Origin of the sequence: Pseudomonas moorei (genome assembly GCF_042846945.1) — a bacterium.
Classification (GTDB): domain Bacteria; phylum Pseudomonadota; class Gammaproteobacteria; order Pseudomonadales; family Pseudomonadaceae; genus Aquipseudomonas; species Aquipseudomonas moorei.
Genome location: NZ_AP035776.1, coordinates 3,302,913 through 3,328,687 on the forward strand (window position 1 = coordinate 3,302,913; position 25,775 = coordinate 3,328,687).

General features: G+C 58.9%; 27 protein-coding genes and 1 tRNA gene. 14 read left to right on the top strand and 14 right to left on the bottom strand.

Going from position 1 to position 25,775, the window contains the following annotated elements; translation table 11 throughout:
• The first annotated feature begins 15 nt into the window (after positions 1 to 15).
• Together ACGJAX_RS15360 and queF are read left to right on the top strand one after the other, a co-directional pair.
• The gene (locus tag ACGJAX_RS15360; protein ID WP_390955272.1) at positions 16 to 552 is read left to right on the top strand and encodes a plastocyanin/azurin family copper-binding protein; all 537 of its coding nucleotides are present in this window, start codon (positions 16 to 18) and stop codon (positions 550 to 552) included.
• Between the two features lie 61 nt (positions 553 to 613).
• Positions 614 to 1,444, top strand: coding sequence for an NADPH-dependent 7-cyano-7-deazaguanine reductase QueF (queF, locus tag ACGJAX_RS15365; protein ID WP_248914040.1), 831 nt, complete (start codon positions 614 to 616; stop codon positions 1,442 to 1,444).
• A 44-nt stretch (positions 1,445 to 1,488) separates the two neighbouring features.
• Here queF and ACGJAX_RS15370 read toward each other — a convergent pair whose 3' ends face one another.
• Positions 1,489 to 1,752, bottom strand: coding sequence for a DUF4404 family protein (locus tag ACGJAX_RS15370; protein ID WP_090318615.1), 264 nt, complete (start codon positions 1,750 to 1,752; stop codon positions 1,489 to 1,491).
• A 109-nt stretch (positions 1,753 to 1,861) separates the two neighbouring features.
• A complete protein-coding gene (locus ACGJAX_RS15375) occupies positions 1,862 to 2,482 on the bottom strand; it encodes an HAD family phosphatase (RefSeq protein ID WP_390955273.1) in 621 nt (206 codons plus the stop codon).
• 200 nt (positions 2,483 to 2,682) lie between these two features.
• On the opposite strand from ACGJAX_RS15375, the gene ACGJAX_RS15380 reads away from it, so the two are divergent.
• Positions 2,683 to 3,372: an MlaA family lipoprotein gene (locus ACGJAX_RS15380; protein WP_390955274.1), complete on the top strand. Its 690-nt coding sequence runs from the start codon at positions 2,683 to 2,685 to the stop codon at positions 3,370 to 3,372.
• Positions 3,373 to 3,432: 60 nt separating this feature from the next.
• Here the strand turns inward: ACGJAX_RS15380 and ACGJAX_RS15385 are convergent, their stop codons facing one another.
• Positions 3,433 to 3,732 carry a PilZ domain-containing protein gene (locus tag ACGJAX_RS15385; RefSeq protein WP_090318623.1) on the bottom strand — a complete coding sequence of 100 codons (300 nt, stop codon included), beginning with the start codon at positions 3,730 to 3,732 and terminating at the stop codon, positions 3,433 to 3,435.
• Positions 3,733 to 4,007: 275 nt separating this feature from the next.
• On the opposite strand from ACGJAX_RS15385, the gene rssB reads away from it, so the two are divergent.
• Both rssB and rssC read left to right on the top strand, forming a co-directional pair.
• Positions 4,008 to 5,189 carry a two-component system response regulator RssB gene (rssB, locus tag ACGJAX_RS15390; RefSeq protein ID WP_090318626.1) on the top strand — a complete coding sequence of 394 codons (1,182 nt, stop codon included), beginning with the start codon at positions 4,008 to 4,010 and terminating at the stop codon, positions 5,187 to 5,189.
• The gene (rssC, locus tag ACGJAX_RS15395; RefSeq protein ID WP_090318630.1) at positions 5,189 to 5,671 is read left to right on the top strand and encodes an anti-sigma factor antagonist RssC; all 483 of its coding nucleotides are present in this window, start codon (positions 5,189 to 5,191) and stop codon (positions 5,669 to 5,671) included. The genes rssB and rssC overlap by 1 nt, the downstream gene beginning before the upstream one ends.
• 192 nt (positions 5,672 to 5,863) lie before the next feature.
• On the opposite strand, the gene tal is transcribed toward rssC, so the two are convergent.
• The 3 genes from tal to ACGJAX_RS15410 form a co-directional block, all read right to left on the bottom strand.
• Positions 5,864 to 6,790: a transaldolase gene (gene tal / locus ACGJAX_RS15400; RefSeq protein WP_390955275.1), complete on the bottom strand. Its 927-nt coding sequence runs from the start codon at positions 6,788 to 6,790 to the stop codon at positions 5,864 to 5,866.
• Between the two features lie 178 nt (positions 6,791 to 6,968).
• Positions 6,969 to 7,967, bottom strand: coding sequence for a tRNA dihydrouridine(20/20a) synthase DusA (gene dusA, locus ACGJAX_RS15405; protein WP_390955276.1), 999 nt, complete (start codon positions 7,965 to 7,967; stop codon positions 6,969 to 6,971).
• 101 nt (positions 7,968 to 8,068) lie between these two features.
• A complete protein-coding gene (locus tag ACGJAX_RS15410; protein ID WP_034147866.1) occupies positions 8,069 to 8,338 on the bottom strand; it encodes a hypothetical protein in 270 nt (89 codons plus the stop codon).
• 466 nt (positions 8,339 to 8,804) lie between these two features.
• Here ACGJAX_RS15410 and ACGJAX_RS15415 point away from each other — a divergent pair, with 466 nt between their 5' ends.
• Positions 8,805 to 9,026 (top strand): hypothetical protein, encoded by a 222-nt coding sequence (locus ACGJAX_RS15415; protein ID WP_390955277.1) that lies wholly within the window; start codon positions 8,805 to 8,807, stop codon positions 9,024 to 9,026.
• Between the two features lie 166 nt (positions 9,027 to 9,192).
• Here ACGJAX_RS15415 and ACGJAX_RS15420 read toward each other — a convergent pair whose 3' ends face one another.
• The 3 genes from ACGJAX_RS15420 to ACGJAX_RS15430 form a co-directional block, all read right to left on the bottom strand.
• Positions 9,193 to 9,957 (bottom strand): transporter substrate-binding domain-containing protein, encoded by a 765-nt coding sequence (locus tag ACGJAX_RS15420; protein WP_390959886.1) that lies wholly within the window; start codon positions 9,955 to 9,957, stop codon positions 9,193 to 9,195.
• 203 nt (positions 9,958 to 10,160) lie between these two features.
• A complete protein-coding gene (locus ACGJAX_RS15425; RefSeq protein ID WP_390955278.1) occupies positions 10,161 to 10,565 on the bottom strand; it encodes a hypothetical protein in 405 nt (134 codons plus the stop codon).
• Positions 10,566 to 10,651: 86 nt separating this feature from the next.
• Positions 10,652 to 11,356: a murein L,D-transpeptidase catalytic domain-containing protein gene (locus tag ACGJAX_RS15430; RefSeq protein WP_390955279.1), complete on the bottom strand. Its 705-nt coding sequence runs from the start codon at positions 11,354 to 11,356 to the stop codon at positions 10,652 to 10,654.
• Between the two features lie 83 nt (positions 11,357 to 11,439).
• On the opposite strand from ACGJAX_RS15430, the gene ACGJAX_RS15435 reads away from it, so the two are divergent.
• Positions 11,440 to 13,191 (top strand): L,D-transpeptidase family protein, encoded by a 1,752-nt coding sequence (locus tag ACGJAX_RS15435; protein WP_390955280.1) that lies wholly within the window; start codon positions 11,440 to 11,442, stop codon positions 13,189 to 13,191.
• A gap of 93 nt (positions 13,192 to 13,284) precedes the next feature.
• Here ACGJAX_RS15435 and ACGJAX_RS15440 read toward each other — a convergent pair whose 3' ends face one another.
• Positions 13,285 to 13,752: a hypothetical protein gene (locus ACGJAX_RS15440; protein ID WP_090318659.1), complete on the bottom strand. Its 468-nt coding sequence runs from the start codon at positions 13,750 to 13,752 to the stop codon at positions 13,285 to 13,287.
• 191 nt (positions 13,753 to 13,943) lie between these two features.
• Between ACGJAX_RS15440 and ACGJAX_RS15445 the strand changes: the two genes are divergently transcribed.
• Positions 13,944 to 15,515, top strand: a complete 1,572-nt coding sequence (locus ACGJAX_RS15445) for a diguanylate cyclase (RefSeq protein WP_390955281.1) — start codon at positions 13,944 to 13,946, stop codon at positions 15,513 to 15,515.
• A 142-nt stretch (positions 15,516 to 15,657) separates the two neighbouring features.
• The gene (locus ACGJAX_RS15450) at positions 15,658 to 17,064 is read left to right on the top strand and encodes a DUF1254 domain-containing protein (RefSeq protein WP_390955282.1); all 1,407 of its coding nucleotides are present in this window, start codon (positions 15,658 to 15,660) and stop codon (positions 17,062 to 17,064) included.
• Between the two features lie 55 nt (positions 17,065 to 17,119).
• On the opposite strand, the gene ACGJAX_RS15455 is transcribed toward ACGJAX_RS15450, so the two are convergent.
• Positions 17,120 to 17,305, bottom strand: a complete 186-nt coding sequence (locus ACGJAX_RS15455; protein ID WP_390955283.1) for a hypothetical protein — start codon at positions 17,303 to 17,305, stop codon at positions 17,120 to 17,122.
• 238 nt (positions 17,306 to 17,543) lie between these two features.
• On the opposite strand from ACGJAX_RS15455, the gene xth reads away from it, so the two are divergent.
• From xth to ACGJAX_RS15470, 3 genes are all read left to right on the top strand, one after another.
• Entirely contained in the window at positions 17,544 to 18,338 is a 795-nt protein-coding gene (gene xth, locus ACGJAX_RS15460; protein WP_248914050.1) for an exodeoxyribonuclease III, read from the top strand.
• Positions 18,339 to 18,447: 109 nt separating this feature from the next.
• On the top strand, positions 18,448 to 19,275 hold the full coding sequence (locus ACGJAX_RS15465; protein WP_390955284.1) for an arylamine N-acetyltransferase: 828 nt from the start codon (positions 18,448 to 18,450) through the stop codon (positions 19,273 to 19,275).
• Positions 19,276 to 19,672: 397 nt separating this feature from the next.
• Positions 19,673 to 21,190: a solute carrier family 23 protein gene (locus tag ACGJAX_RS15470; protein ID WP_390955285.1), complete on the top strand. Its 1,518-nt coding sequence runs from the start codon at positions 19,673 to 19,675 to the stop codon at positions 21,188 to 21,190.
• 129 nt (positions 21,191 to 21,319) lie between these two features.
• Here ACGJAX_RS15470 and ACGJAX_RS15475 read toward each other — a convergent pair.
• Positions 21,320 to 21,395: transfer RNA gene (locus tag ACGJAX_RS15475), tRNA-Asn, on the bottom strand.
• A gap of 227 nt (positions 21,396 to 21,622) precedes the next feature.
• Here ACGJAX_RS15475 and ACGJAX_RS15480 point away from each other — a divergent pair.
• Positions 21,623 to 21,853, top strand: a complete 231-nt coding sequence (locus ACGJAX_RS15480) for a hypothetical protein (protein ID WP_090318677.1) — start codon at positions 21,623 to 21,625, stop codon at positions 21,851 to 21,853.
• Here ACGJAX_RS15480 and ACGJAX_RS15485 read toward each other — a convergent pair.
• Positions 21,850 to 22,050 carry a hypothetical protein gene (locus ACGJAX_RS15485; protein WP_090318679.1) on the bottom strand — a complete coding sequence of 67 codons (201 nt, stop codon included), beginning with the start codon at positions 22,048 to 22,050 and terminating at the stop codon, positions 21,850 to 21,852. The two genes, ACGJAX_RS15480 and ACGJAX_RS15485, sit on opposite strands and share 4 nt — an antisense overlap.
• A gap of 150 nt (positions 22,051 to 22,200) precedes the next feature.
• On the bottom strand, positions 22,201 to 23,397 hold the full coding sequence (locus ACGJAX_RS15490) for an amino acid aminotransferase (RefSeq protein ID WP_247254166.1): 1,197 nt from the start codon (positions 23,395 to 23,397) through the stop codon (positions 22,201 to 22,203).
• A gap of 352 nt (positions 23,398 to 23,749) precedes the next feature.
• Here ACGJAX_RS15490 and uvrB point away from each other — a divergent pair, with 352 nt between their 5' ends.
• A complete protein-coding gene (gene uvrB, locus ACGJAX_RS15495; RefSeq protein WP_130207009.1) occupies positions 23,750 to 25,765 on the top strand; it encodes an excinuclease ABC subunit UvrB in 2,016 nt (671 codons plus the stop codon).
• Positions 25,766 to 25,775 lie beyond the last annotated feature (10 nt).

Below are 25,775 nucleotides of genomic sequence, written 5' to 3' on the forward strand. Positions count from 1 at the left end.
TGTTGGAGTACGACCATGTTTTTGCGCAAATCTGTGGCATTGGCCGCTTGTGTGTTGGCGCTGAGCTCACCGGTGTGGGCGGCGCCTGCGAGCACTTATGATTTCGGCCAACCGGCACCGGCGTCCACGGCGACCCGCACCGTCGAGGTGGTGATGGCCGACATGTCGTTTACTCCCAAGGCCATCGATATCAAGGCCGGGGAGACCATTCGCTTTGTCCTGGTGAATAAAGGTCAATTGCTGCACGAGTTCAACCTCGGTGACGCGGCGATGCATGCCAAACACCAGCAGGAAATGTTGCAAATGCAACAAAGCGGGATGCTGTCGCCTACAGGCATGATGGGCATGGATCACGGGGCGATGGCTGGGATGGATCACTCTTCCCAAGGGCATGCCATGAAGCACGACGACCCCAACAGTGTACTGGTCGAACCGGGTAAGACCGCCGAGCTGACCTGGACCTTCAGCAAAGCCGCCAACCTGGAATTTGCCTGCAACGTCCCCGGCCATTACCAGGCCGGCATGGTAGGCAAATTGACAGTCAGTCAGTAAGCACTCAAAGGCGGGAGCAAAGGCTGATAGAATCCGCTGATTCTTCAGTCAGGTTTCCGCCATGCATCCCGCAGCCGAACACTCGCCGCTGGGCAAATCCAGCGAATACATCGCCACTTACACGCCGTCCTTGCTGTTCCCGATTCCGCGTACCGCGAAGTGGGCCGAGCTGGGTTTGACGGCTGAAACCCTGCCTTACAAGGGCGTGGACTTCTGGAACTGCTTTGAACTGTCGTGGCTGTTGCCGTCCGGCAAGCCGGTGGTGGCCATCGCTGAGTTCAGCATTCCGGCGGATTCGCCGAACATCATCGAGTCGAAGTCGTTCAAGCTGTACCTCAATTCCCTGAACCAGACCCCGTTCGCCGATACCGCGAGCCTTGAGGCGACGCTGGGCAAAGACCTGTCCGCCGCAGCCGGCAAACCGGTCGGCGTGCGTATTCGCAGCCTGAAAGATGTCGAGGCCGAAGGTGTCGTGGCGTTGCCCGGTGTGTGTATCGATGAGCTGGATATCAGTGTCAGCAACTACGAGCATCCGCGTCCGGAACTGTTGCGTTGCGACGAGACCCGAATAGTCGAAGAAAGCGTGCACAGTCATTTGCTCAAGTCCAATTGTCCAGTCACCAGTCAGCCGGACTGGGGCAGCGTGGCGGTGGAGTACCGTGGCGCGGCACTGGATCATGCGAGCTTGCTGGAGTACATCGTCAGCTTCCGTCAGCACTCGGACTTCCACGAACAATGCGTCGAGCGCATCTTCCTTGACCTGCAGCGCTTGCTGAAGCCGGAGAAGTTGACGGTTTATGCGCGTTACGTTCGTCGTGGCGGACTGGATATCAATCCGTATCGCAGTACTGAAGAAGTGCAGTTGCCGAACCATCGTCTGGTTCGTCAATGAATCCCTGATGTGGGAGCGAGCAAGCTTGCTCCCACAAGGTTTTTTCAGATCCCCATGTTACCCAGGGCTTGCGCGATGTTGCGCAGGGTGCCGGCCAGGGTCGGGTGTTCGAGTTCGAAGCGTTCCACCGCCAGATTGACGCCGTCGGCGAGGTTGACATCCTTGGTCTTGGTTTCGAGTTCAAGTTCAAGCTGGATCTGTTGCATCAGCGCGTGCAGGTCTTCGCGCTCGGCTTCTGTCAGCGGAGGATTCTGTTCCAATTGCTCGCGCAGGGCATTGAGCTGTTCTTGCAGTTCGCGGGCAGGCATGGCGTTCTTCCTTTTATCGATAGGCACTGGCATAGACCGCGAGGGCGCGCCAAAGGTCTATGGCTGACCTTTAGATTAATCCACTCGCGCCTAACCTGCATGATCTCGATCAGGGCTTTTCGCCTTTGAGCCGGCGCAGGCTGATATCGGCCAGGCAGGTGCCGAGCTCGCCCAAGTGATCGATCACCGAATGCACGCCCAGGGCGAAGAGCTGCATTGTGGCCTTGCCGCGTTTGAGGTCCCGTTCCTGAGGTGTCAACGCCTGCCATTCGGTGGGTGACATGCCGCAAAGCGACCCGCAAGACGCCAGGCCAATCGTCCACAAGCCGGCATTGAGCCCCGCTTGCAGCAAGCGCGGTTCACCGCTGACCAGCACGCAGCCATCCAGCCTTTCGACGTTCAGCGCCATCAACGCTTGCCAGCAGGCATGCGGCGCCGGCCAAGGATTGATTGTTGCGGGGTGTTGCGAAGGTTTGATCCATTCCGGCAGGGCGGCGGCCAGGGGATGGCTGAGGGCGGAGGGCAATTCATCGAGCCAGGCGCAAGGAATTTGCAGATGCTGCAAACTGCGCAGGCTCTCCAGGGCGCCGGGCGTGGCCTCGGCGTGCTCGGCCGCATGACCGCCGTTCAGGCGCGCACGGGCACCGAAATCCACCAGGCAGCCACTGAGGCCGAACAGCACGGCGGTGAGGCTTGGCGCAGGTTGAGGCGAGGTTTCAGCGTGCGGCATGTCAACGTCCCTGAAATAGCCTCGAGGCTAGGCGACGACGGTGACAGTTGAGTGACATGGATGTGAATGGCCACAATCGATGCGAAATCATCTGCGGTCCGACTGGCCCGATGCTGCCTAAAACAGCCTTTCCATCTTATACTAACGCTCTTTGCGCCGGGCCAATGCGCCCGGTGACCGTACAATCCAAGGAGTTTTCTATGCGCTGGAGCAATCATCTCGCTCAGCTTTGTGTGTGCGCCAGCGCGTTGCTGGTACCGTTCGTTGCCCAGGCAGCTTCGGAAGACGACCCTTGGGAAAGCATCAACCGTCCGATCTACAAATTCAACGATGTGCTCGATACCTACGCGCTGAAGCCTTTGGCCAAGGGCTACCAGTATGTGACGCCGCAGTTTGTCGAAGACGGCATTCATAACTTCTTCCAGAACATCGGTGATGTGCGCAACCTGGCCAACGACCTGTTGCAAGCCAAGCCGGCCGCCGCCGGTGTCGACACGGCGCGGCTGATTTTCAACACCACCTTCGGCGTGTTGGGTTTCATCGATGTCGGCACCAAGATGGGCTTGCATCGCAATGATGAAGACTTCGGCCAGACGCTCGGTTATTGGGGCGTAGGCAGTGGTCCTTACGTGATGCTGCCCTTCTTCGGTCCAAGCACCTTGCGTGATGCGCCGTCGAAATTCATCGACACCTACACCGGCGCTTACCGCTATGTGAACGACGTGCCGGTGCGTAACTCGTTCTACGCGCTGGATGTCACCGACACCCGTGCCAACCTGCTGTCGAGCGAGAAGTTGATCACTGGCGACAAATACATCTTCATCCGTAACGCGTACTTGCAGAACCGCGAATTCAAGGTCAAGGACGGTCACGTCGAAGATGATTTTTAAATCCTGACCGATCAAACAAAAAAGCGGCCTGTTTCGGCCGCTTTTTTGTCTGGAGAGCCGTTACTTCATCTTTAAGATTGTAAGGCCGAGTTTCTGACTTCCAGCGTCCTGTTCCTTCACCCACACCACTTCGGTATCGGCTTCGAGCCCCTTCAGCGCGGCGTGGTCGGATTCGATACGCACACTGAGTCGGTCCCCCACCTTGAAAGAACGCGGTGCCTGTAGCTGCATGCCACTGCTGGAAAGGTCGATGCAGACGGCTGGCACCTCATCTCCCTCATGAATCAGCGACACATCGGCATCGACCCGCATGCGGATGTAATCGCGCTTTTCGCTGTAGTCTCGACGGGTTTGACTCATGGGCTTGATCCTTCCATTGGGTTACGGTTTTGACGGTTCTTATAACTCCCGGTGATTTGACAAGTGTAGACGTCAAGCGACCATCGGCGTGAGCTTGAAACGCCTCGCGGATGGGAGTACCGTCTGCGCCTTAGAAGGGCACCTCTGGTGTACATGTGTGTAGGGCGAATGCTCGAAAACGGTGCGACAGAGAGGCTAGAAAGCGAATCCAGTAGTTTGAGCCGGGCCAAAACCCGAGCCGCTACGCCAACCTAATTCTGGCGCCGTTTGCCCACATGCCAAAAACCAGTGCCACGCTGCTGATAATCGATGATGACGAAGTAGTGCGCGCGAGCCTCGCCGCCTATTTGGAAGACAGTGGTTTCAGCGTCTTGCAGGCCAGCAATGGCCAGCAGGGTCTTCAGGTATTCGAGCAAGACAAGCCCGACTTGGTCATCTGCGATCTGCGCATGCCGCAGATGGGCGGGCTCGAACTCATCCGCCAAGTGACCGAGCTGGCGCCGCAAACACCGGTGATCGTGGTGTCGGGTGCCGGTGTGATGAACGACGCGGTCGAAGCGTTGCGCCTGGGCGCAGCGGATTACCTGATCAAGCCTCTCGAAGATCTGGCTGTGCTCGAGCACTCTGTGCGTCGGGCCCTGGATCGTGCGCGCCTGCTGCTGGAAAACCAGCGCTACCGCGAGAAGCTGGAAAAGGCCAACCGTGAGCTTGCCGCCAGCCTGAACCTGCTCCAGGAAGACCAGAACGCCGGTCGCCAGGTGCAGATGAACATGCTGCCGGTCAGCCCCTGGACCATCGACGAGTTCAAGTTTGCTCACCAGATCATTCCGTCGCTGTACCTGTCGGGTGATTTCGTTGACTATTTCCGCGTCGACGAGCGGCGTGTGGCGTTCTACCTGGCGGACGTTTCCGGGCATGGCGCCTCTTCGGCCTTCGTCACCGTGCTGTTGAAGTTCATGACCACGCGCCTGCTGTTCGAGTCCAAGCGCAGCGGTACATTGCCGGAATTCAAGCCTTCAGAGGTTCTTGGTCATATCAACCGGGGCCTGATCAGTTGTAAGCTGGGCAAACACGTCACAATGGTCGGTGGAGTCATCGACGAGGAGACAGGTTTGTTGACCTATAGCATCGGTGGTCATTTGCCGTTGCCAGTGTTGTACACACCCGACAGTGTTCGTTATCTGGAAGGACGTGGCCTGCCGGTGGGCCTCTTCAACGAAGCCACCTACGAAGACCACGTGCTGGAACTGCCGCCGACCTTCAGCTTGACGCTGATGTCTGATGGCATTCTGGACCTTTTGCCAGAACCCACACTCAAAGAAAAAGAAGCTGCGTTGCCCCAACGGGTCAAGGCGGCGGGCGGCAGCCTGGATGGTCTGCGGCAGGTTTTTGGATTGGCCACGCTAGGGGAGATGCCGGATGATATCGCCCTGTTGGTGTTGAGCAGGAATCTTTAATGAGTACCGGTAGAATCCAGTTCGCCGAGCAGGACGGCACCTTCGTCCTCAAGTTCGTCGGTGAAGTTCGCCTGACCCTGTGTTCGGCGTTGGATGCGACTATTGATCGGATCTTCACGGCGTTGAATTTCAACACCATCGTGATCGACCTGACTGAAACCCGCAGCATCGACAGCACCACCCTTGGCCTTCTGGCCAAGCTGTCGATTCTCTCGCGGCAAAAGGTCGGCCTGCTGCCGACCGTCGTCACCACCCACGAAGACATCACCCGTCTGCTGCAGTCCATGGGCTTCGAGCAAGTGTTCAACATCGTTGACCAGCCCGTGCCATGCCCGGAGTGTCTGGACGACCTGCCTGATCAGGATCAGTCCGAAGAAGTGGTGCGAATCAAAGTGCTTGAAGCGCACAAGATCCTCATGGGGCTCAACGACCATAACCGTGAAGCGTTCCATGACCTGGTGAATGCGCTGGAGCGGCATTGATACGCGGACCGGCAGGTGCCTGTAAGGGCGCCAAACACCTGTGTTGATCAGATCACACTCCCGTAGAAGCTGGCTTGCCAGCGAAGGCGTCCGCTCAGTCACTGCATAACTGGCGCGAAGCCAACCCTGCCAGACAGGCACAAAAAAGGGCGAACCCAGCGGTTCGCCCTTTTTTTCGTGCGCTGAACTAGATCACAGCTTGGCTTGCAGCAACGCCTCGAGTTTTTCCTGATCGCGGGCGAACTGACGAATACCTTCAGCCAGTTTCTCGGTGGCCATCGCATCTTCGTTGGACAACCAGCGGAACTGCGCTTCATTCAGGCTCAAGCGTGCTTCACCGGCATGCCCCGGCGCCAGCTTGCGCTCCAGCTTGCCATTATCCGCCGCCAACTTGTCGATCAGGTCCGGGCTGATGGTCAGGCGGTCGCAACCGGCCAGTTGTTCGATCTGGCCCAGGTTACGGAAGCTTGCGCCCATCACGACGGTTTTGTAGTCGTTGGCCTTGTAGTAGTTGTAGATACGCGTCACCGACTGCACGCCCGGATCGTCCGCGCCGGTGTAGTCGTTGCCGTTGGCTTTCTTGTACCAGTCGTAGATACGGCCCACGAACGGCGAAATCAGGAACACCCCGGCGTCAGCGCAAGCGGCTGCCTGGGCGAAGGAGAACAGCAGGGTCAGGTTGGTCTGGATGCCTTCCTTCTCCAGGATCTCCGCCGCGCGGATGCCTTCCCAGGTGGAGGCGATCTTGATCAGCACGCGGTCGCGGCCAATGCCGGCCTTTTCATACAGCTCGATCAGACGGTGCGCACGCTTTAATACGGCGTCAGTGTCGAACGACAGGCGCGCATCCACTTCAGTGGAAATACGCCCCGGAATCACTTTCAGAATTTCTTGCCCCACCGCAACGCCAAACCGGTCGCTGGCCAGGCCGACATCGCCCTTGCAGTCGTTGACGCAAGCATTCAGCAATTCGGCATAAGCAGGAATCGCCGCCGCCTTGAGCAGCAGGGAAGGGTTGGTGGTGGCGTCTACCGGTTTAACCCGAGCGATTGCTTCGAAGTCGCCGGTGTCGGCAACGACGGTGGTCATTTGTTTGAGTTGTTCCAGCTTGGAAGTCATGGGCGTGCTCTGTCCTATGGGTCTGATGACATTACCCGAGCGCTGACAGCCACTCAAGGGCGCGTACGTGTATCGACGGCCCCGGTGGCAACAACCTGAAAACGGCTGTTTGAAAGGCGGGGCGCGGTATCGGTAAATACGATGCCAAAACAGACCACAGGTTCAAAGCAACCGACCGTCAGCGCCCTTCAAGCAACGCTGCCGCCTGATCCAGCAACGCCAGCGGGTCTTTGGCCTTGTGGATATCCACCGACAGCAATTGCCGGAATTTGCGCGCCCCCGGAAACCCGGTGCCCAGGCCTAGCACATGGCGGGTGATGTGGTGCATCGAACCGCCGGCATCGATATGCGCAGCGATATATGGCCGCAATTGCGCCAACGCCTCGGCGCGAGTGATCACCGGTGCCATACTGCCGAACAACTGCTGGTCCACCTCGGCCATCACATAAGGGTTGTGATACGCCTCACGACCCAGCATCACACCGTCGAACGTCTGCAAATGCTCGTGACAGGCTTCCAGTGACTTGATCCCGCCGTTGAGAATGATCTCCAGCTCCGGAAAATCCGCCTTCAACCGCGCCGCCACGTCATAACGCAGGGGCGGAATGTCGCGGTTCTCCTTCGGCGACAACCCCTCCAGAATCGCAATCCGCGCATGCACGGTAAAACTGGTGCACCCGGCATCCCGAACCGTCCCCACGAAATCGCACAACTCCTCGTAACTGTCCCGCCCATTGATACCGATGCGATGCTTCACCGTCACCGGAATCGACACCGCATCCCGCATCGCCTTCACACAATCCGCCACCAACTGCGGATGCCCCATCAGGCACGCACCGATCATGTTGTTCTGCACCCGATCACTCGGGCAGCCGACATTCAGGTTCACCTCGTCGTAGCCATGGTCCTGGGCCATGCGGGCACAGGCGGCCAGATCCAGCGGAACGCTGCCACCGAGTTGAAGCGCGAGTGGATGTTCGGCTTCGTTATGGCGCAGGAAACGCTCGTGATCACCATTGAGCAGAGCACCGGTAGTGACCATTTCGGTGTAGAGGAGGGCGTTTTTTGAGAGTAGGCGCAGGAAGAAACGGCAGTGGCGGTCGGTCCAGTCCATCATCGGGGCGACGGAAAAGCGGCGGGAAAGCGGGGCGGGGGTCGGTGCGGTCATCAGGGGCATTGGCGTTCTGGGATGGGTGAGGCTGAGGGGGTGTGAGTTTATCAGGAATGGAAGTGGAGAGGGCCGAAGGGGCGTCCGGGGAGGGCGCCCCTTTTTTTGCGTCAGGACGGTTCAGCATCCATACGTCGTGCAATGACATCCAGCACATCGCAACCATCACGCAACGGAATGCTGCACAGCAACGCGAAGTCGCTGAGGATGACCGAGTCGGTACTGATTTCGCCGCGCATGGCGAGGTTTTCGAGAACCTGCGTTACGGCGCTGATTCGGTAACTGGCACTGCTGAGCAGTGAGTGAAGCGGTTGGGTGGTATTGACGTAAAAGGAGGGCAGATCGTCGGCATTGCTGGTTAAAGCCATAAACTCTTTCATGGGCGATTCCTTGAATTGAGGTGAACTACCACTCAGTGTCGCCAAACAAAGGGTGGCAGCTGTACGCAGGTTGGCGAACCGGGACAAGGCAAACCGGCAGACCCAAGGGTCTCCCACGCACAGCCGCCAGAAAAACAGGCAGCCAAGTGCGTTCCGAAACACTCCGAGATAGCTGGGAGGTTTCTGTGCTTTGCCATCGAGTCGCCAAACCCGACACGCCATTTGGGCGCTGGACGGACTATAGGCTTCGTGACAAAAACGCAGCAATGGCGGAGTGTACGGACAATTCCTATCGTCGTGTAGGACGTGGCTCTTTTTGAGAGATTGCCTCGTTCTTTAGAAAATACGCCGTACCTGAACCAGCGCTGTCACCCACCCAAGTTTCATAATCCCCGACATGCCACCGGCCTAGGATGAACGGACAAGACCAAGCCACCGCTTATCCACCCCACAGGAACCGGAAAAAATGATCTCAAACCTCTTCAAAGTCTCGCTCATCGCCGGTGCTTTGCTGTTGAGTGCCTGTTCGGGTGTGACGTCTCATGAAACCTATTCGGTCGAATCCGTGCCATCTGCTGGCTTTGGTCCGGGGCCTACCAATAGCAGCCCCAACAAGATGAGTTTTCATGGCAATGCGTTGAGCAATAGCTTCGGCGAGTACAGCTCGGGCTTGCTGCACGACGACTGAGTTTGATCGCGTGCTGACCCGTCAGGGGTTGGAATGTGTTGGACCTCTGTAGAAGCCTGTTGCTGTCATTTGCGTGGGCGATCGATATCGTTGTTGACGGTTAAATCGCCTTCGCCGGCAAGCCGGCTCCTACAGTTGGTTTTTTTTCCGTGGCAGGTATGACGCATTACTTCGCGTCAGGCACCGCCAGCCACTGCCGCAGAATCTTCTGATAATTGCCTGTTGCCTTGGCCAGGTGCAGCCACTGATCGACGTATAACTTCCAGGTCATGTTGTCGCGGGGTAGCAGGTAGGCTTTCTCGCCGTATTGCATGTATTGCGTCGGGTTGACCGCGCACAGTCCCGGTTTGAGTTTCTGCTGGTAGAGCGCTTCCGAGGCGTCGGTGATCATCACGTCAGCCTTCTTGTCCAGCAGCTCCTGGAAAATGCTCACGTTGTCGTGCAGTTGCAGTTGCGCCTTGGGAAGTAGGGCGTGAACGAAGGCTTCGTTGGTGCCGCCGGCTGGTTCGACCAGGCGCACCGAGGGTTGGTTGATCTGCTCGAGGGTCTGGTACTGGGCCTGGTCTTCACAGCGCACCAGCGGGATTTTGCCGTCGACGTCCAGCGTGGTACTGAAGAAGGCCTTTTTCTGCCGCTCGAGAGTGACCGAGATGCCGCCCATGCCGATGTCGCATTTACCGGCGAGCATGTCCGGCATGAGGGTTTTCCAGGTGGTGGGCACCCACTCGACCTTGACGCCAAGGCTGTCGGCCAGGGCGCGGGCCATGGCGATGTCGATCCCGGCGTATTCGCCGTCTTCGCCTTTGGAGGTATAGGGTTTGTAGTCGCCCGTCGTGCAGACGCGCAGTTGGCCTTGCTGGATGACGCTGTCCAGATGTGAGGTGCCTTCCGCCGACGCACCAAGGGAGAGAGCGAGCAGGCCGCTGAGCATCATCGCGCTTTGCAGGATTTTCATTTTTTCGGGCTTTTGTGAGGGTTTGAAGAGGCCTGAGTGTAGCGAATCAGTTTCTCGGCTGCCGCTGGCAACAAAAAAGGGCGTTCCAACTCTGTGGAACGCCCTTTTTTCGAGTTTGTTGTGACAGCAATTATTTGAGCCGCCGCCTCCCGCTTGTTCTCCTCGTCACGATGGCACGGCTATTGGTCCAGTGGCTGCTTCATCATGCTTGATTGCTGATCCATCATTTTTTGCATCAAGTCCATCATCTGGTCTGAGTGGCCCATGCCACCGGCCATCCCTTTTCCCATTCCCATTCCCATCCCCATGCCTGGGCACTGGCCTTGCATCATGCCAATGCCACCCCTCATCGCATTCATGCCTTCCTGCATGGCGATCCGACGTTCGGCCGGGGTTTTGGCGGCGGCCATTTTTTCGTGGGCGGCCTGCATTTTTTGCAACTGCTCGCTCCACGCCTTGTCTTGTGCGGTGGTGGTGGCCGGTGCGGTTGGCGAGGTGTTGGCGGGCTGTTCATCTGCGGCCAAAGCGATCAATGGGCTGCTGAGGAGCAGCGCGGCAACGAGTGATATGAAATGCTTGTGCATGGCCGTGTACTCAAACTGGGGATGTGTTTTGAGCTTAACCCCCAGTGAGTGGCTGCCATTGATTAATATCAAGTGACGCTGCTTGATTACTGGCGTTTAGTGGTCTGTTCCGACGACGCCACGGTGCCGCTCCCACAATTAATGTAGGAAGAAGACTTCAGCCAGCGCTGATCCGGGTAGTAGGAAAACAACAGTTGGCCGTCTTTCATCGAGTCGATCAGTCGATGGGCAATCGCCGGCCTGACGGCCGGGCAACCAAGGCTTCTGCCGATGCGCCCGTTGATGCGTGCCAGGACCGGGCTGACGTACGGTGCGCCGTGAATGACGATTGCCCGCTCGAACGCGTTATCGTTGAAGCCTGGCTCCAGGCCTTCCATGCGCAACGAATAGCCGTTCTGGCCGAGGTAGCTCTCTTGCGTACGGAACAGGCCGAGGCTGGTGGCGTAGCTTTCGTTTTGATTGGAAAACTGGGTGGCCATGTTTTCGCCGCTGTTACGGCCGTGGGCGACGAGTTCGTGAAAGAGCAGTTTGCGTTTTTTCAGATCGAACACCCACAAGCGTTGTTCGGTCGAAGGCAGTGAGTAATCGATCACTGCTAGTCTCTGTGCCGGGGCTGCGCCTTGGGCGCGGGTGCATTGTGTGGCGCGTACTGCCAGGGCGATGACTTTGGCATTGGCATTTGGAGCAGCTTTGGCCAGAGCGATTTCAAGCGAATCGGCGTAGGCTGATGGCAGTAAAGCCGACGTCAACAGCAGGGCTGTGAGCGGGAGGCCAAAGCGATGTAGCGCCATAAGTCAGTCTCATCAGGAATAGTTCGAGTCTAGCAGCGAATAGGACGCTAGCCTTTTGATTTGCAGGAGATTAAGGATTATCCATGGGGCAATTAACAAGGTTATTCGTCATAAGCCGCGTCTTTATTATGGTCTTTCTGATCAGTGGCACGGCGTTCGGTGAAACTTCGCCGATCATGCCGGAAACTCCGCCGATCGGGGTACAGGGGGCTGCGCCCAATGACGTCGTTGGCCAGGCCATACAAGCGGTGCTTGAACCTCTGCAATCGGCCTTTCCGCCGCTGCTCACTGCGCGCAGGCATCAGCGGCTGGATATCAATCGGGTCGTCCTGGATTTCTATTCCCATCGCAACTATCGCGCTGCCTGGACGGATGGACGCGATGTCGCCCAGTTGCTGAAAAGCCTGAATGACACAAAAATCGACGGTCTGGTCCCGCAGGATTTCCGGATTGCCGAACTGGAGCAGGCACGACTGGCGTTGCAGGCTACCGCTCCGACGCCGGCACAATCGGCGGCGTTCGACCTTGCGGCAACTCGCACCTACATCACGGCACTGCTGCAGTTGCGACGGGGGAAAGTCGACCCCTCACGGCTGGACTTCCACTGGAACTTTGACCCTGTCGGCGTGGATCCTCGCGAGGACATGAACAGCTTCTTCGCCGCACTCGATGCCCACGACATCGCCCGCGCCTTCGCCCTGGCGCCGCCGCAGGAAACGGTTTACCGCAACATGCGCGAAAGCCTGGCGCAGCTGCGCAAGGTTCGGGACGCTGGCGGTTGGCCGAAAGTGGCCGAAGGGCAATCGCTCAAACCCGGCATGGACGGTGTGGCGGTCGAGCAGTTGCGTGCCCGTTTGGTGGCTGCGGGCTACCTGGCCCCGACCAAAGGCAAGCGAAACGACTACGACGACAGCGTCATTGCCGCCGTGAAGAAATATCAAGCCGAGCAATACCTGGGCGCCGATGGCGTGGCGGGGAAGACGACGCTGGAAGCCTTGAATGTGCCTGTTGAAGCGCGGATCGATCAGGTCCGGGTGAACATGGAGCGGGCGCGCTGGTTGCTCTACAAACTGAAGGGCACCTTTGTGGTTGTCGACATTGCCGGTTACAAGGTCGCACTGTACCGCGATGGCCAGCCGATCTGGCGTTCCCGGGTACAGGTCGGCAAGCCGTTTCGCAGCACGCCGGTGTTTCAGTCCGAGATTACCTACGTGACGTTCAACCCGACCTGGACCGTGCCGCCGACGATTCTGGTCCAGGATATGTTGCCCAAGATTCAACAGAATCCCGGCTACCTGGCCGCCAACCGGATCCGCGTTTTTGATCGCCAGGGCAACGTGCTCGACCCATCAACCGTCGACTGGTCCAACGCAAAGGGCCTTACCTTGCGCCAGGATGCCGGTCCCGAGAACTCCCTCGGGCAGGTGGTGATTCGCTTCCCCAACGACTACGCCATTTACCTGCACGACACGCCGCACCGCGAGTTGTTCGCCAAGTCCGTGCGAGCCACCAGTTCCGGATGCATCCGGGTGGAGAATCCGCTGCAGTTGGTCGAGTTGCTGTTCAACGACCCGGTGCGCTGGAACAGCGAAGGCATTCAAAAGCAATTGGCCAATGGACGAACCGAAAACATCAAGCTTCCAGTCAAGGTGCCGCTGCTGCTGGCGTACTGGACCGTCGATCTGAGCAAGGATGGCCGGGTGACCTTCAAACCTGACGTCTATGGCTATGACTCCCCGGTACTGCGAGAGTTGAACCTGTCTACCAAACTACCGGCCCTGGACTTGCCCCGTGCGGACACCGCGCTGGTGGTGACCGAACAAAGCAAGCTGTAAGCGCGATACCGCACCTGTAGAGCCGGCTTGCTGGCGAAGGCGCTCTAAATGACGCCATCGCGGCAAGCCGGATGCTTACGAAAAGCGATGGCCCTACAGTTCCAGCCCTTGTTGCACCACCGAGAGCAGGCCGTTTTCAGTCAGCGCCACCGCGTCGGCTTGCTGTGCGGCTAGCTCGATGCCTTGAAGCCACCAGTGGGTTTCACCGTGTTCGTCGAGGGTGCGCAACAACGCCATTTCGTTGCTTTTACAGTGAATCTCGACACGCCCTTCGCCATCGTCCGTAAAGCGGGCGACGGGGTCGAAGGTCATGCTGTGGTCGTTACCGGTGATCACCAACTGGTCGATGGCATAGTCGTACGTCTCGCCATCGGGGTGGCTCTCGAAGACATGCGTGGGATTGCGCCGCAACGTCAGCCCGGCCTCCATCAGGGGCTGCAGCCAGGTCTCGATGCGGTGATACAGCTCGTAGACCTGCCCTGGCCAGCTGTCGATCGCCTGATCGGCGCTGGTATGCCGGGTTTGTTTGAGCTTTGCGGCGAGTTCGTCTGCCTTGGTCATTTCGATTCCCTGTCTTGATGTATGACTAATCGTAGCTGCTCCCGGGGGATGCAGTTCTTGCCTTGGGTCATGTCTGTTCAACCACTTGGCAAGTGGTTGCCATTTGTCCCCGATAAACCCGTAGACTGCGCGCACAAAAATGAGGGGCTTTTGGGCCGGTGCCCATGCGTTGCCCCTGAGGATGATTTTTTTTGCCCCCGCGCCCACACGATCAGCATCACGTCCCCAGCGTCGCATCGAAACGCCTGCCGTTACGCAAGGCCGCGGTGCTTTTCATTGCTGCGGTGTGCCTGTGCCTGTGTGGGTTGCTTTACCTGCAACTGGAACAATCCCGGCGCCACGACCTGCGCCAGGCTCAGGTCGCCTCGTCGAACCTGACGCGAGCCATGGCACAGCAGGCCGAAGACACGTTCAAGAAGGCTGACCTGGTGCTCACCAGTCTGGTGGACTGGATTCAGGCTGACGGGTTTGGCCCTGCCGTTCGACCTCGTTTGCAGAAAACCTTCGCCCGACGCGTCCTGGCATTGAATCAATTGCACGGCATTTTTCTGTTCGATCAGAAGGGCCAGTGGGTGGTGACGTCGTTTGAAAATCTGCCTCGCGGCTCCGGCGTCGCGGATCGTGAGTACTTCAAGTTCCATCAGCAGAATGTGTCGACGGTGGCGCACATTGGCCCGGCGATTCGCAGTCGGGAAAACGGCGAGTGGATCATTCCGGTGTCCAAGCGGGTGAACGACAAGAATGGTCAGTTCCAGGGCGTGTTGCTGGCCGGGATCAAGATGTCGTATTTCGACCAGTTCTTCAAAAGCTTCAGCATTGACGACAACGGCTCGATGTTCCTCGGGTTGACCGATGGAACGCTGCTGGCACGCAGGCCCTTTGTCGAGTCGCAGATCGGCACGTCATTGGCCAGGGGCGAAATCTTCGAGAAACTCCTGACCCGGGCACCCTCCGGCAGTGCCACCTTCACTTCTATGGTGGACGGCGTTGTCCGCTTGTACGGCTATCGACAATTGGAGGCTTATCCACTGGTGGTCTCGGCGGCCTCGTCAAAAGATTCGATTCTCGCCGGGTGGTATGACACCGCGTTTCGATCCAGCCTCATCGTCGCCCTGGTCATGCTGGGAGTGGGGGTGTTCGGTTGGGTGTTCATTCGTCAGGTACGTGTCGGCGAGCGAATCGAGGCGGATTTACGCAAGGCCCAGGAAGCGCTGGAGCTGATCGCCACCCATGACAGCCTGACCGGCCTGGCCAATCGCCGCTTGTTCGAGCGGGCGCTGGACATCGAGTTCGGGCGTGGCGCCAGGCAGCAGAGTCCGCTGAGCCTGATCATGCTGGACATCGATTTTTTCAAGCGCTACAACGACACCTATGGCCATGTGGTCGGTGATCACTGCCTGGCCCAGGTGGCGCGAGCGGTGAAAAAATGTTGCCATCGCAAGGCCGATCTGGCGGTGCGTTACGGCGGTGAAGAATTTGCCGTGCTGCTGCCGGACACGGACATCCACGGTGCCATGACCATTGCTGAACAAATCCGCCGTTGCGTCATGGACAAAAATATCAACCACAGCGGATCGCCCACCGGTTACGTGACGGTCAGCCTCGGTTGTTACTCGTTTGTGCCGACCGGGCACGACAGCATTGAAGTATTCCTCCAGCGCGCCGATGCGGCGCTCTATCAAGCCAAGCATTCGGGGCGCAATCGCTCGGCCGTGCTGTCGATGGAAGGCGGTGTCGAAGTGTTGATGCGTTCGGATCGTTGAGGCCGGTGCATCACTGTTTCAGCCCTGTAACACCTTGAATAACCGACTGTCTGCCTGTCAGATCTTGTTCATGTGATCGTCTAGAGTTCCGTTAGCTCTGCCGAGCCCGGCAGACCCCGCCATGCCTCGGACGATCGCCAACATGTTGATATCCCAAGCATTGACCGCCGTTGCTCTAAGTGTTGCCGCCTCCGCTATCTTTCCCCTGGCCAGTCACGCGCAATCGAAAATCACACCCGAAGAAGCTCACGCCATCGGTGTCGAGGCGTACGTTTATTTCTACCCGCTGTTGACCATGGACATCACCCGCAAACAGTTCACCAACATCGAGCCGGGCAAGGAGTTCGGCAAGGGGCCGATGAACATGTTTGTGAGTGTGCCGCAGTATCCGCCTGCGAATTTCAAAGGGGTGGTGCGTTCCAACTTCGACACCTTGTATTCCATCGCCTGGCTCGATTTGACCAAGGAGCCGCTGGTCATCGCCGCCCCGGACACCGCGGGGCGTTTCTACTTGCTGCCGATGCTCGACATGTGGAGCGATGTATTCGCTTCGCCGGGCTGGCGCACCACCGGAACCGATGCCGCACAGTTCCTGGTGACACCGCCGGGCTGGACCGGCACGGTGCCTGCCGGGCTGAATCATCTGCCGGCACCGACACCTTTCGTGTGGGTCATTGGCCGGACCAAGACCGATGGCGCAGCGGACTACGCGGCGGTACACAAGATTCAGGCCGGCTATACCGTGACGCCGCTGTCGCGCCTGGGCAAAGCGGCGGAACCGGTCAGTGTCACGATCGACCCTGCGGTGGACATGAAGACGCCACCGAAGATCCAGGTCGACACGATGTCGGCAGGCAATTACTTCGCCTACGCGGCCGAACTGCTCAAAGTGCATCCGGCCCACAGCACCGATCAACCGATACTGGCGCAGATGAAACGCATCGGCATCGAATCCGGCCAGCCATTCAACCTGAGTTCGCTCGACCCCGATATCCAGGCGGCGCTGCAAACCGTGCCTGAAGAGGCTCAGGCGCTGATGAAGTGGAAAGTCGAGACCCTGGCGCGAGTGGTCAATGGCTGGTCGATGAACACCGACACCATGGGCGTCTACGGCAACTACTACCTCAAGCGCGCCATCGTTGCTCAGGTAGGGCTCGGCGCGAACCTGCCTGAAGATGCGATTTATCCGTTGAACATGGGCGATGCGAATGGCAAGGCGCTGGAGGGTGCGAACAAGTACGTGCTGCATTTTCCCAAGGGCGAAACGCCTCCGGTGAATGCGTTCTGGTCGATCACGCTATACGACCCCGAAGGTTTCCAGGTCGGCAACGAACTTAACCGTTTCGCCGTCAGTAGCTGGATGCCGTTCAAGAACAATGCCGACGGATCGCTGGACCTCTACTTCCAGAACGAAAACCCGGGCAAGGACCTTGAGGCCAATTGGTTGCCGGCACCCAAGGGGCCGTTCAACCTGACCATGCGCCTGTACGGGCCTAAGGCCGAAGCGTTGAACGGCAAGTGGAACCCTCCGGCGGTCAAGCAGATGTAGGTATCTGCCGATGGAGCAGCCGACGACTTGCCCTTCATCGGCTGCCTTTGCGCGTTCAGCTGCCTGTCCCGCCGCCCGAGGACGAGCCGGGAGTATTGTCGGGCGGCATGACCGGGCCACTGGTGGCGCCGGACTGGGTGCCAGTCGTATTGGCGCCGTCGCCCGATGCCGCGTAGGTGGCCAGGGATGCAGCGGACAGCAATCCGGCCAGTAACAGCGAAGTGAGTTTGATGTTCATCATGGCGCGTCTCCCAAAATGAGTCGTTACCTGATGTTGGTGTGAGGGGCGAGACGGTTGGTGCCGGTTGGATGGCGAGTGGCGTAGCAGGGTAGATCGCCGGCCTGCGGGCCAACCGGGAACCCTGTGGGAGCTTGCTTGCGAAGGCCGTGCTGTTACGCCGTATACGCGTCAGCCGACGCAACCACTACGAGCCATCGGGGTCACAATCTGGACACCCTTGGCAACAGGACTGATGGCCATGAAAAAGTTGCGAATCGCGACGTTCAACGTCAACGGCATGCGCGCCCGGCTGCCGAACCTGCTGGCCTGGCTCGAACGTGAGCAACCGGACATCGCCTGTTTGCAGGAGCTCAAGTCGGTCGACAGCGCGTTCCCTGCTGCTGAGCTGGAGGCCATCGGTTACGGCGCCATCTGGCAGGGGCAGGCATCGTGGAACGGCGTGGCGATTCTGGCGCGGGACGCGCAGCCCCTGGAGAGCCGACGAGGCTTGCCGGGCGATGACGGCGATAGCCAGAGCCGCTACCTGGAAGCCGCCGTGCACGGCGTGCTGGTGGGCTGCTTGTACTTGCCCAACGGCAACCCGCAGCCTGGACCGAAGTTCGAGTACAAGCTGGCGTGGTTCGAGCGCCTGATCGCCTATGCCAAGGATCTTCAGTGCAGCGAGCATCCGGTGGTGCTGGCCGGTGACTACAATGTGGTGCCGACCGACCTGGACATCTACAACCCGCGCTCATGGCTCAAGGATGCGCTGCTGCAACCCGAGAGCCGCGAATGTTATCAGCGCCTGCTGGATCAGGGCTGGACGGACGCGTTGCGATACCTGTACCCGCAGGATCGGCTCTACACCTTTTGGGATTATTTTCGCCAGCACTGGCAGAAGAATTCCGGTTTGCGCATCGACCACCTGCTGCTCAATCCAGCCTTGAGTCCTTACCTGCAGGCGGCGGGCGTCGATGCCTGGGTACGCAACGAACCCCACGCCAGCGATCACGCACCGACCTGGATTCAACTGGATTCGCGCAAACACCGTTGACGTCAGGAGTGGGGGCGATTGGTTAAATCAATTGTCGGTCACGGCGGTTCTTCCCTTATACATAGCGCCCATTGGCGGGCGATCCGCCTGCGTGCACAAGGACTGAACGATGAGCGAGCCACGCCTGACTGACCTCGCGTTGTATCTGCGACGCCTGGGCTTTGACATGCCCCCGGCGCCGACCCTGGAAACCCTGCGACAACTGCAATTGCGCCATACCGGCGTGTTCCCGTTTGAAAACCTGACCACGTTATCCGGCGAACCGGTGCTGATCGACTTGCCCTCGATAGAGAAGAAAGTCCTGCACGCGGGGCGCGGCGGTTACTGCTACGAACTGAACAATCTGTACCTGGCCTTGCTTCAGGCGCTGGGTTTCGATGCGCGGGGCATCAGCGGTCGCGTGGTCATGGGGCAGCCTGAAGGCGCGTGGACAGCCCGAACGCACCGCTTGAGCCTGGTCACCCTGGACGGCGTGCGCTACATCAGCGACGTCGGCTTCGGTGGCATGGTGCCCACCGCACCCCTGTTGCTCGATACCGCCGATGAACAACTCACGCCCCATGAGTCGTATCGCATCGAACAGCACGCCGACGGCTACACCCTGCGCGCCAGGGTCGCGGGCAAATGGCGAGCGATGTACATCTTCGACCTGCAGCGCCAGGAGGACATCGATTACGCCGTCGGCAACTGGTATGTCTCGACTCACCCCGAATCCCCGTTCGCCAGGCAACTGATGGTGGCGCGGACCGGGGAGGGCTGGCGACGTACGCTCAACAACGGCAGTTTTGCGATTCATCGCATGGGGTCTGACAGCGAGCGCCGGGAAGTGGCCGATGTGCAGGCGTTGATCGGCGTTCTGGAGAGCGAGTTCGACATACGGGTGCCCACCCATGCGACATTGATGCGCACACTTGAGCGATTGATCGTGCCGCAATAGACGGATCATCGTGCACACAAAAAGGGGCGAATTGGATCATTCTGCCCCTTTTTCGCGCTTCTTCCTGGTCGTGCTTCAGGCGCCTTCGCCTTGTGAAATTCACTGAGAGCCACGAAGGCTGTCTTGCAGGCTTTTCAGGCACAACACACTTGATCTGCCTATAAAAACCGTTGTCCGCGGCCAATGCTCGCCAGACATTCAAACGGCGGGTGAGCGCAAGAGGGAAAGGGCGGGGCGGATATATTCCGAGGTTTTTTAGGAGGTTGCACACACTGGCACACAGACTGCATGGCTAACCGTTCATAAATTGACCGGTCAGTTGTATACAATTCTATAGACAGTTGTCCTGAGTCTTGAATACAGTGTGCGCATAACAAAAACCAGGGAACCCCCTAACATGAAAACGCCCCATGTTTCACACCAACGACCTGAAGATGAAAATCTCGGGATCGGCGCGAATATGGCTTACGGCCTGCAACATGTTCTGACCATGTACGGCGGCATCGTCGCGGTGCCTTTGATCATTGGTCAGGCGGCCGGGCTTTCGCCGGCGGACATCGGTTTGTTGATTGCTGCTTCATTGTTTGCGGGGGGGCTGGCCACGTTGCTGCAAACCCTGGGTCTACCGTTTTTTGGCTGTCAGTTGCCGCTGGTACAGGGTGTGTCGTTCTCGGGTGTCGCAACCATGGTGGCGATTGTCAGCAGCGGCGGCGAGGGCGGGTTCCAGTCGATTCTGGGGGCGGTGATTGCGGCGTCCCTGATCGGTTTGCTGATCACGCCAGTGTTTTCTCGAATCACCAAGTTCTTTCCGCCGCTGGTCACGGGGATCGTGATCACCACCATCGGCCTGACGCTGATGCCTGTGGCGGCACGCTGGGCTATGGGCGGCAACAGTCATTCACCGGAATTTGGCAGCATGGCCAACATCGGCCTGGCCGCTGTGACGCTGGTGCTGGTGCTGTTTCTGAGCAAGATCGGTAGCGCGACCATCTCCCGCTTGTCGATCCTGCTGGCGATGGTCGTCGGTACGATCATCGCTGTGGTTCTCGGCATGGCGGATTTTTCGTCCGTGACCCAGGGCCCAATGTTCGGTTTTCCCACGCCGTTCCATTTCGGCATGCCGACTTTCCACTTTGCCGCGATCCTGTCGATGTGCATTGTGGTGATGGTGACCCTGGTGGAAACCTCGGCCGATATCCTGGCTGTTGGTGAAATCATCGGCACCAAGGTTGACTCCAAGCGCCTGGGGAACGGTCTGCGCGCCGACATGCTGTCGAGCATGATCGCGCCGATTTTTGGCTCATTCACCCAAAGCGCCTTTGCCCAGAACGTCGGGCTGGTGGCGGTGACCGGAATCAAGAGCCGCTTTGTGGTGGCCACGGGGGGGCTGTTCCTGGTGCTCCTCGGCCTGCTGCCGTTCATGGGGCGGGTCATCGCAGCGGTACCAACCTCCGTGCTCGGTGGTGCCGGTATCGTGTTGTTCGGCACGGTGGCCGCCAGCGGTATCCGTACGCTGTCCAAGGTCGACTACCGCAACAACGTCAATCTGATCATCGTTGCCACTTCCATCGGCTTCGGCATGATCCCCATCGCTGCACCGAACTTCTACGACCATTTCCCAAGCTGGTTCGCCACCATTTTCCACTCCGGCATTAGCTCTTCGGCCATCATGGCCATCGTGCTGAACCTCACGTTCAACCATCTCACGGCCGGTAACTCCGACCAACAGTCGGTGTTTGCCGCGGGGACCGAGCGGGTTCTGCGTTATCAGGATCTGGCGGCGTTGCGCGAAGGGGATTACTTCAGCGACGGCAAGCTGCATGACTGCGATGGTAAAGAGATTCCGGTGGTGGAGCCGGACCATGGCCACGGAGAGCCGCGAGCGACGCATGCCAAAAGCAGTGAGCATGTCTGACACACTTAGCGAATGAAAAAAGCCGATCTGTTGAATAGACAGGTCGGCTTTTTCTTTGTGGATCAAAAAATCGCAGCCACAAAAAAGCCCCTGATCTTTCGATTCAGGGGCTTCTTGATGTTGCTTGTCTGGCTCCACGACCTGGACTCGAACCAGGGACCCAGTGATTAACAGTCACTTGCTCTACCAACTGAGCTATCGCGGAATGGCGCCTATGTTACTGATTCAAAAAGAGAAGTCAAGCGCCTGATAGCAAGTTGATGGATTCATCGGGACAGACGGTGGTTTATCGGTGATTGGCGGTTACCAGAAACGCAGCAGAGGACTACCATGGCCGCCCGGAAGTGGTTACACGCGCTACCGGCCATTCGCCGAAAAGGTACGCGCCATGAATCACTCAACCACCTCACCTCGTCAAAACGGGGTGCTCGCATGAGCATCGCTCAGATCAGCCTGCCCAAGGGTGTCGGCCCGCACGCCGAAAAACTGTTCGATGCGATCACCCAGGCCAGCAGCGCCGACGAATTGAACCGCGCCGGCGGCAAGGCTGAAGGTTTTGTCCTGGGTCTGGAAAGCACCAAGGCGATCAAGAGTCAGGTGGCTGAATCGCTCTATGTCGCCTATGACGACGCCGCCAGCCTGCGGGCGACCGAACTGGCCTAACCGCCGAAGGTAAAGGTGCCGAGCATCAGTTTGGCGTAAAGCGCTGTGGCGCCCAGTTGCACCAGCCACAGCGCCAGGCCGCCGAGGAACACGCCGGTGGCGACTTGCATCACCAGGTTATTGCCCCGTTTGGCCGGAGCACGGGGGATGAAGTCATCCAGGTCATCGCGGTCAGCGCGTAGGTCATCGTTTTTCATGTGGGCTCTCGTCGAAATCTCGGGTGTACATCAAACCTGCAGGAGCGATGTGTGCAGTTTAGGGGCGCTGGTCGGCGCTTTGAGAATTATCTGCGACAAATAAAAAACGGGAAGCCAAAAGGCTTCCCGTTTTTCGTATCAGCGCACGATTCAGATCACCTGAACAATGGCGTCCGTCACGACATTGATGTTGCTCTGGTTCAGCGCAGCCACGCAGATGCGGCCGGTGTCCAGGGCGTAGATGCCGAATTCGTTGCGCAGACGGTGAACCTGCTCAACGCTCAGGCCGGAGTACGAGAACATGCCACGCTGACGGCCAACGAAGCTGAAATCGCGCTGCGGTGCGTTTTTCGCCAGCAGTTCGACCATCTGGGTGCGCATGCCGCGAATGCGCAGGCGCATTTCGGCCAGTTCGGCTTCCCATTGGGCGCGCAGTTCCGGGCTGTTCAGCACGGCGGCGACGATGCTTGCACCGTGGGTCGGCGGGTTGGAGTAGTTGGTGCGGATGACGCGTTTGACTTGCGACAGAACGCGCGCGCTTTCTTCTTTCGATTCGCTGACGATCGACAGGGCGCCCACGCGCTCGCCATACAGCGAGAAGGATTTGGAGAACGAGCTGGAGACGAAGAAGGTCAGGCCCGATTCAGCGAACAGACGCACGGCAGCGGCGTCTTCGTCGATGCCGTCGCCAAAGCCCTGGTAAGCCATGTCGAGGAACGGCACGTGACCTTTGGCCTTCACCGCTTCCAGCACGTTTTTCCAGTCCGCCGGGCTCAGGTCGACGCCGGTCGGGTTGTGGCAGCAGGCGTGCAGGACAATGATCGAGCCGTTTGGCAGCGCGTTCAGGTCTTCCAGCAGGCCGACGCGGTTCACGTCATGGGTCGCGGCGTCGTAGTAGCGGTAGTTCTGCACCGGGAAACCGGCGGTTTCGAACAGTGCGCGGTGGTTTTCCCAGCTCGGGTCGCTGATGGCCACGACGGCGTTCGGCAGCAGTTGCTTGAGGAAGTCGGCGCCGATTTTCAGTGCGCCAGTACCGCCAACGGCCTGGGTGGTGATGACGCGGCCAGCGGCGATCAATGGCGAATCGTTACCGAACAGCAGTTTTTGCACGGCCTGGTCGTAGGCGGCAATGCCGTCGATTGGCAGGTAGCCACGGGAAGCGTGTTGAGCGACGCGAATGGTTTCGGCTTCGACAACGGCGCGCAGGAGTGGAATCTTCCCCTCCTCGTTGCAGTAAACACCGACTCCCAGGTTGACCTTGTTGGTACGGGTATCGGCGTTGAATGCTTCGTTGAGGCCCAGGATTGGATCGCGTGGTGCCATTTCGACAGCGGAGAACAGGCTCATTTTTGCGGCGGCTCTGAATGGAGAGTGGAGGGACGTGTCGCGCTCCAGCCGAATGCACTAGAGCGGTGCACAAACGGGGAGCTAGTATAGAGGCCATCTGCGATTGATGGCGACAGACGATTCAGCTTTTACGGTAAGTTTTTCCGATTATTTTCCGACCGTTAGTCGATTGGCATCGTCAAAGACTTCGAGGGATGTAGGACGTTTGCCTTGAAAGCGAGTGCAATCGGCTCCACATTGAGCACAATCCAGTTTTTTCCTCGGGCGACGCGGGTCGTTTGCGGCCTTTCTCGTTCCTGCCGGTTTGACTGTGCAGGGGCGGATTCCTGCACCGAGAACCGAGAGGTACTACATGTCTGAATTTCAGCTAGTCACCCGTTTCCAGCCCGCCGGCGACCAGCCGGAAGCCATCCGCCTGATGGTCGAGGGCATCGAGGCCGGGCTGGCGCACCAGACGTTGCTCGGTGTGACCGGTTCGGGCAAGACCTTCAGTATCGCCAACGTGATCGCTCAGGTGCAGCGCCCGACCCTGGTGCTGGCGCCGAACAAGACCCTGGCCGCGCAGTTGTACGGAGAGTTCAAGGCGTTCTTCCCGAACAATGCCGTGGAGTATTTCGTTTCCTACTACGACTACTACCAGCCCGAAGCCTATGTGCCGTCGTCCGACACCTTCATCGAGAAAGATGCTTCGATCAACGATCACATCGAGCAGATGCGGCTGTCGGCGACCAAGGCGTTGCTGGAGCGCAAGGACGCGATCATCGTCACCACGGTGTCGTGCATCTACGGTCTGGGCAGCCCGGAAACCTATTTGAAGATGGTGTTGCACGTGGATCGCGGCGACAAGCTCGATCAACGGGAATTGCTGCGGCGTCTGGCCGACCTGCAATACACCCGCAACGACATGGAATTTGCCCGCGCGACTTTCCGTGTACGAGGCGATGTGATTGATATCCACCCGGCGGAATCCGACTTCGAAGCGATCCGCATCGAGCTGTTCGATGATGAAGTGGAAAGCCTGTCGGCTTTTGATCCGCTGACTGGCGAAGTCATCCGCAAGCTGCCGCGCTTCACCTTCTATCCCAAAAGCCACTACGTGACGCCACGGGAAACCCTGATGGGCGCCGTGGAAGGGATCAAGGTCGAATTGAAGGAGCGTCTGGAATACCTGCGTTCCAACAACAAACTGGTGGAAGCCCAGCGGCTGGAACAACGCACCCGTTTCGATCTGGAGATGATCCTCGAACTGGGTTATTGCAACGGCATCGAAAACTACTCGCGCTACCTGTCCGGCCGTGAGGCCGGCGCGCCGCCACCGACCCTTTACGATTACCTGCCGGCCGACGCCTTGCTGGTGATCGACGAGTCCCATGTCAGCGTGCCGCAGGTCGGCGCAATGTACAAAGGTGACCGCTCGCGCAAGGAAACCCTGGTCGAGTACGGCTTCCGGCTGCCATCTGCGCTGGATAACCGGCCGATGCGTTTCGACGAATGGGAAAGCATCAGCCCGCAGACCATTTTTGTCTCGGCGACCCCCGGCAACTATGAGGCGGAACACGCCGGGCGAGTGGTCGAGCAGGTGGTGCGACCGACCGGTCTGGTCGACCCGCAGGTGGAAATCCGCCCGGCGCTGACCCAGGTTGACGACTTGCTGTCAGAAATCGGCAAGCGTGTTGCCGTCGAGGAGCGAGTGCTGGTTACCACGCTGACCAAGCGCATGGCCGAAGATTTGACCGACTACCTGGCCGACCACGGCGTGCGCGTGCGTTACCTGCACTCGGACATCGACACCGTGGAGCGGGTCGAGATCATCCGCGATCTGCGCCTCGGCACTTTCGATGTGTTGGTGGGGATCAACCTGTTGCGCGAAGGCCTGGACATGCCGGAAGTGTCGCTGGTGGCGATTCTCGATGCGGACAAGGAAGGCTTCCTGCGCTCCGAGCGCTCGCTGATCCAGACCATCGGCCGGGCGGCGCGTAACCTCAATGGCCGGGCGATTCTTTATGCGGACCGCATCACCGGTTCCATGGAGCGCGCGATTGGCGAAACCGAGCGCCGTCGAGACAAGCAGATTGCCTTCAACCTGGCCAACGGCATTACGCCCAAGGGCGTGTTCAAGGATGTGGCCGACATCATGGAAGGTGCCACCGTGCCGGGCTCGCGCAGCAAGAAACGCAAAGGCATGGCCAAGGCCGCCGAGGAAAATGCCCGGTACGAAGCCGAATTACGGTCGCCAGGTGAGATTGCCAAGCGTATCAAGGCGCTGGAAGAGAAGATGTACCAGCTGGCGCGTGACCTGGAATTCGAAGCCGCAGCGCAGATGCGGGACGAGATTGCCAAGTTGCGCGAGCGGTTGATTACGGTCTGAGCGAGGAACA

Bases quoted from the DNA above. Each gene is read 5' to 3' on its own strand.
- ACGJAX_RS15410 (WP_034147866.1), bottom strand. From the start codon at position 8,338: ATGAAAGAGTTTATGGCTTTAACCAGCAATGCCGACGATCTGCCCTCC.
- ACGJAX_RS15480 (WP_090318677.1), top strand. From the start codon at position 21,623: ATGAGCATCGCTCAGATCAGCCTGCCCAAGGGTGTCGGCCCGCACGCC.
- ACGJAX_RS15425 (WP_390955278.1), bottom strand. From the start codon at position 10,565: ATGCACAAGCATTTCATATCACTCGTTGCCGCGCTGCTCCTCAGCAGC.
- tal (WP_390955275.1), bottom strand. From the start codon at position 6,790: ATGACTTCCAAGCTGGAACAACTCAAACAAATGACCACCGTCGTTGCC.
- ACGJAX_RS15465 (WP_390955284.1), top strand. From the start codon at position 18,448: ATGAGCGAGCCACGCCTGACTGACCTCGCGTTGTATCTGCGACGCCTG.
- rssC (WP_090318630.1), top strand. From the start codon at position 5,189: ATGAGTACCGGTAGAATCCAGTTCGCCGAGCAGGACGGCACCTTCGTC.
- rssB (WP_090318626.1), top strand. From the start codon at position 4,008: ATGCCAAAAACCAGTGCCACGCTGCTGATAATCGATGATGACGAAGTA.
- ACGJAX_RS15370 (WP_090318615.1), bottom strand. From the start codon at position 1,752: ATGCCTGCCCGCGAACTGCAAGAACAGCTCAATGCCCTGCGCGAGCAA.
- ACGJAX_RS15440 (WP_090318659.1), bottom strand. From the start codon at position 13,752: ATGACCAAGGCAGACGAACTCGCCGCAAAGCTCAAACAAACCCGGCAT.
- queF (WP_248914040.1), top strand. From the start codon at position 614: ATGCATCCCGCAGCCGAACACTCGCCGCTGGGCAAATCCAGCGAATAC.
- uvrB (WP_130207009.1), top strand. From the start codon at position 23,750: ATGTCTGAATTTCAGCTAGTCACCCGTTTCCAGCCCGCCGGCGACCAG.
- ACGJAX_RS15455 (WP_390955283.1), bottom strand. From the start codon at position 17,305: ATGATGAACATCAAACTCACTTCGCTGTTACTGGCCGGATTGCTGTCC.
- ACGJAX_RS15485 (WP_090318679.1), bottom strand. From the start codon at position 22,050: ATGAAAAACGATGACCTACGCGCTGACCGCGATGACCTGGATGACTTC.
- ACGJAX_RS15490 (WP_247254166.1), bottom strand. From the start codon at position 23,397: ATGAGCCTGTTCTCCGCTGTCGAAATGGCACCACGCGATCCAATCCTG.
- ACGJAX_RS15415 (WP_390955277.1), top strand. From the start codon at position 8,805: ATGATCTCAAACCTCTTCAAAGTCTCGCTCATCGCCGGTGCTTTGCTG.
- ACGJAX_RS15375 (WP_390955273.1), bottom strand. From the start codon at position 2,482: ATGCCGCACGCTGAAACCTCGCCTCAACCTGCGCCAAGCCTCACCGCC.
- ACGJAX_RS15380 (WP_390955274.1), top strand. From the start codon at position 2,683: ATGCGCTGGAGCAATCATCTCGCTCAGCTTTGTGTGTGCGCCAGCGCG.
- ACGJAX_RS15470 (WP_390955285.1), top strand. From the start codon at position 19,673: ATGAAAACGCCCCATGTTTCACACCAACGACCTGAAGATGAAAATCTC.
- ACGJAX_RS15450 (WP_390955282.1), top strand. From the start codon at position 15,658: ATGTTGATATCCCAAGCATTGACCGCCGTTGCTCTAAGTGTTGCCGCC.
- ACGJAX_RS15360 (WP_390955272.1), top strand. From the start codon at position 16: ATGTTTTTGCGCAAATCTGTGGCATTGGCCGCTTGTGTGTTGGCGCTG.
- ACGJAX_RS15385 (WP_090318623.1), bottom strand. From the start codon at position 3,732: ATGAGTCAAACCCGTCGAGACTACAGCGAAAAGCGCGATTACATCCGC.
- dusA (WP_390955276.1), bottom strand. From the start codon at position 7,967: ATGCCCCTGATGACCGCACCGACCCCCGCCCCGCTTTCCCGCCGCTTT.
- ACGJAX_RS15430 (WP_390955279.1), bottom strand. From the start codon at position 11,356: ATGGCGCTACATCGCTTTGGCCTCCCGCTCACAGCCCTGCTGTTGACG.
- ACGJAX_RS15435 (WP_390955280.1), top strand. From the start codon at position 11,440: ATGGGGCAATTAACAAGGTTATTCGTCATAAGCCGCGTCTTTATTATG.
- xth (WP_248914050.1), top strand. From the start codon at position 17,544: ATGAAAAAGTTGCGAATCGCGACGTTCAACGTCAACGGCATGCGCGCC.
- ACGJAX_RS15420 (WP_390959886.1), bottom strand. From the start codon at position 9,957: ATGCTCAGCGGCCTGCTCGCTCTCTCCCTTGGTGCGTCGGCGGAAGGC.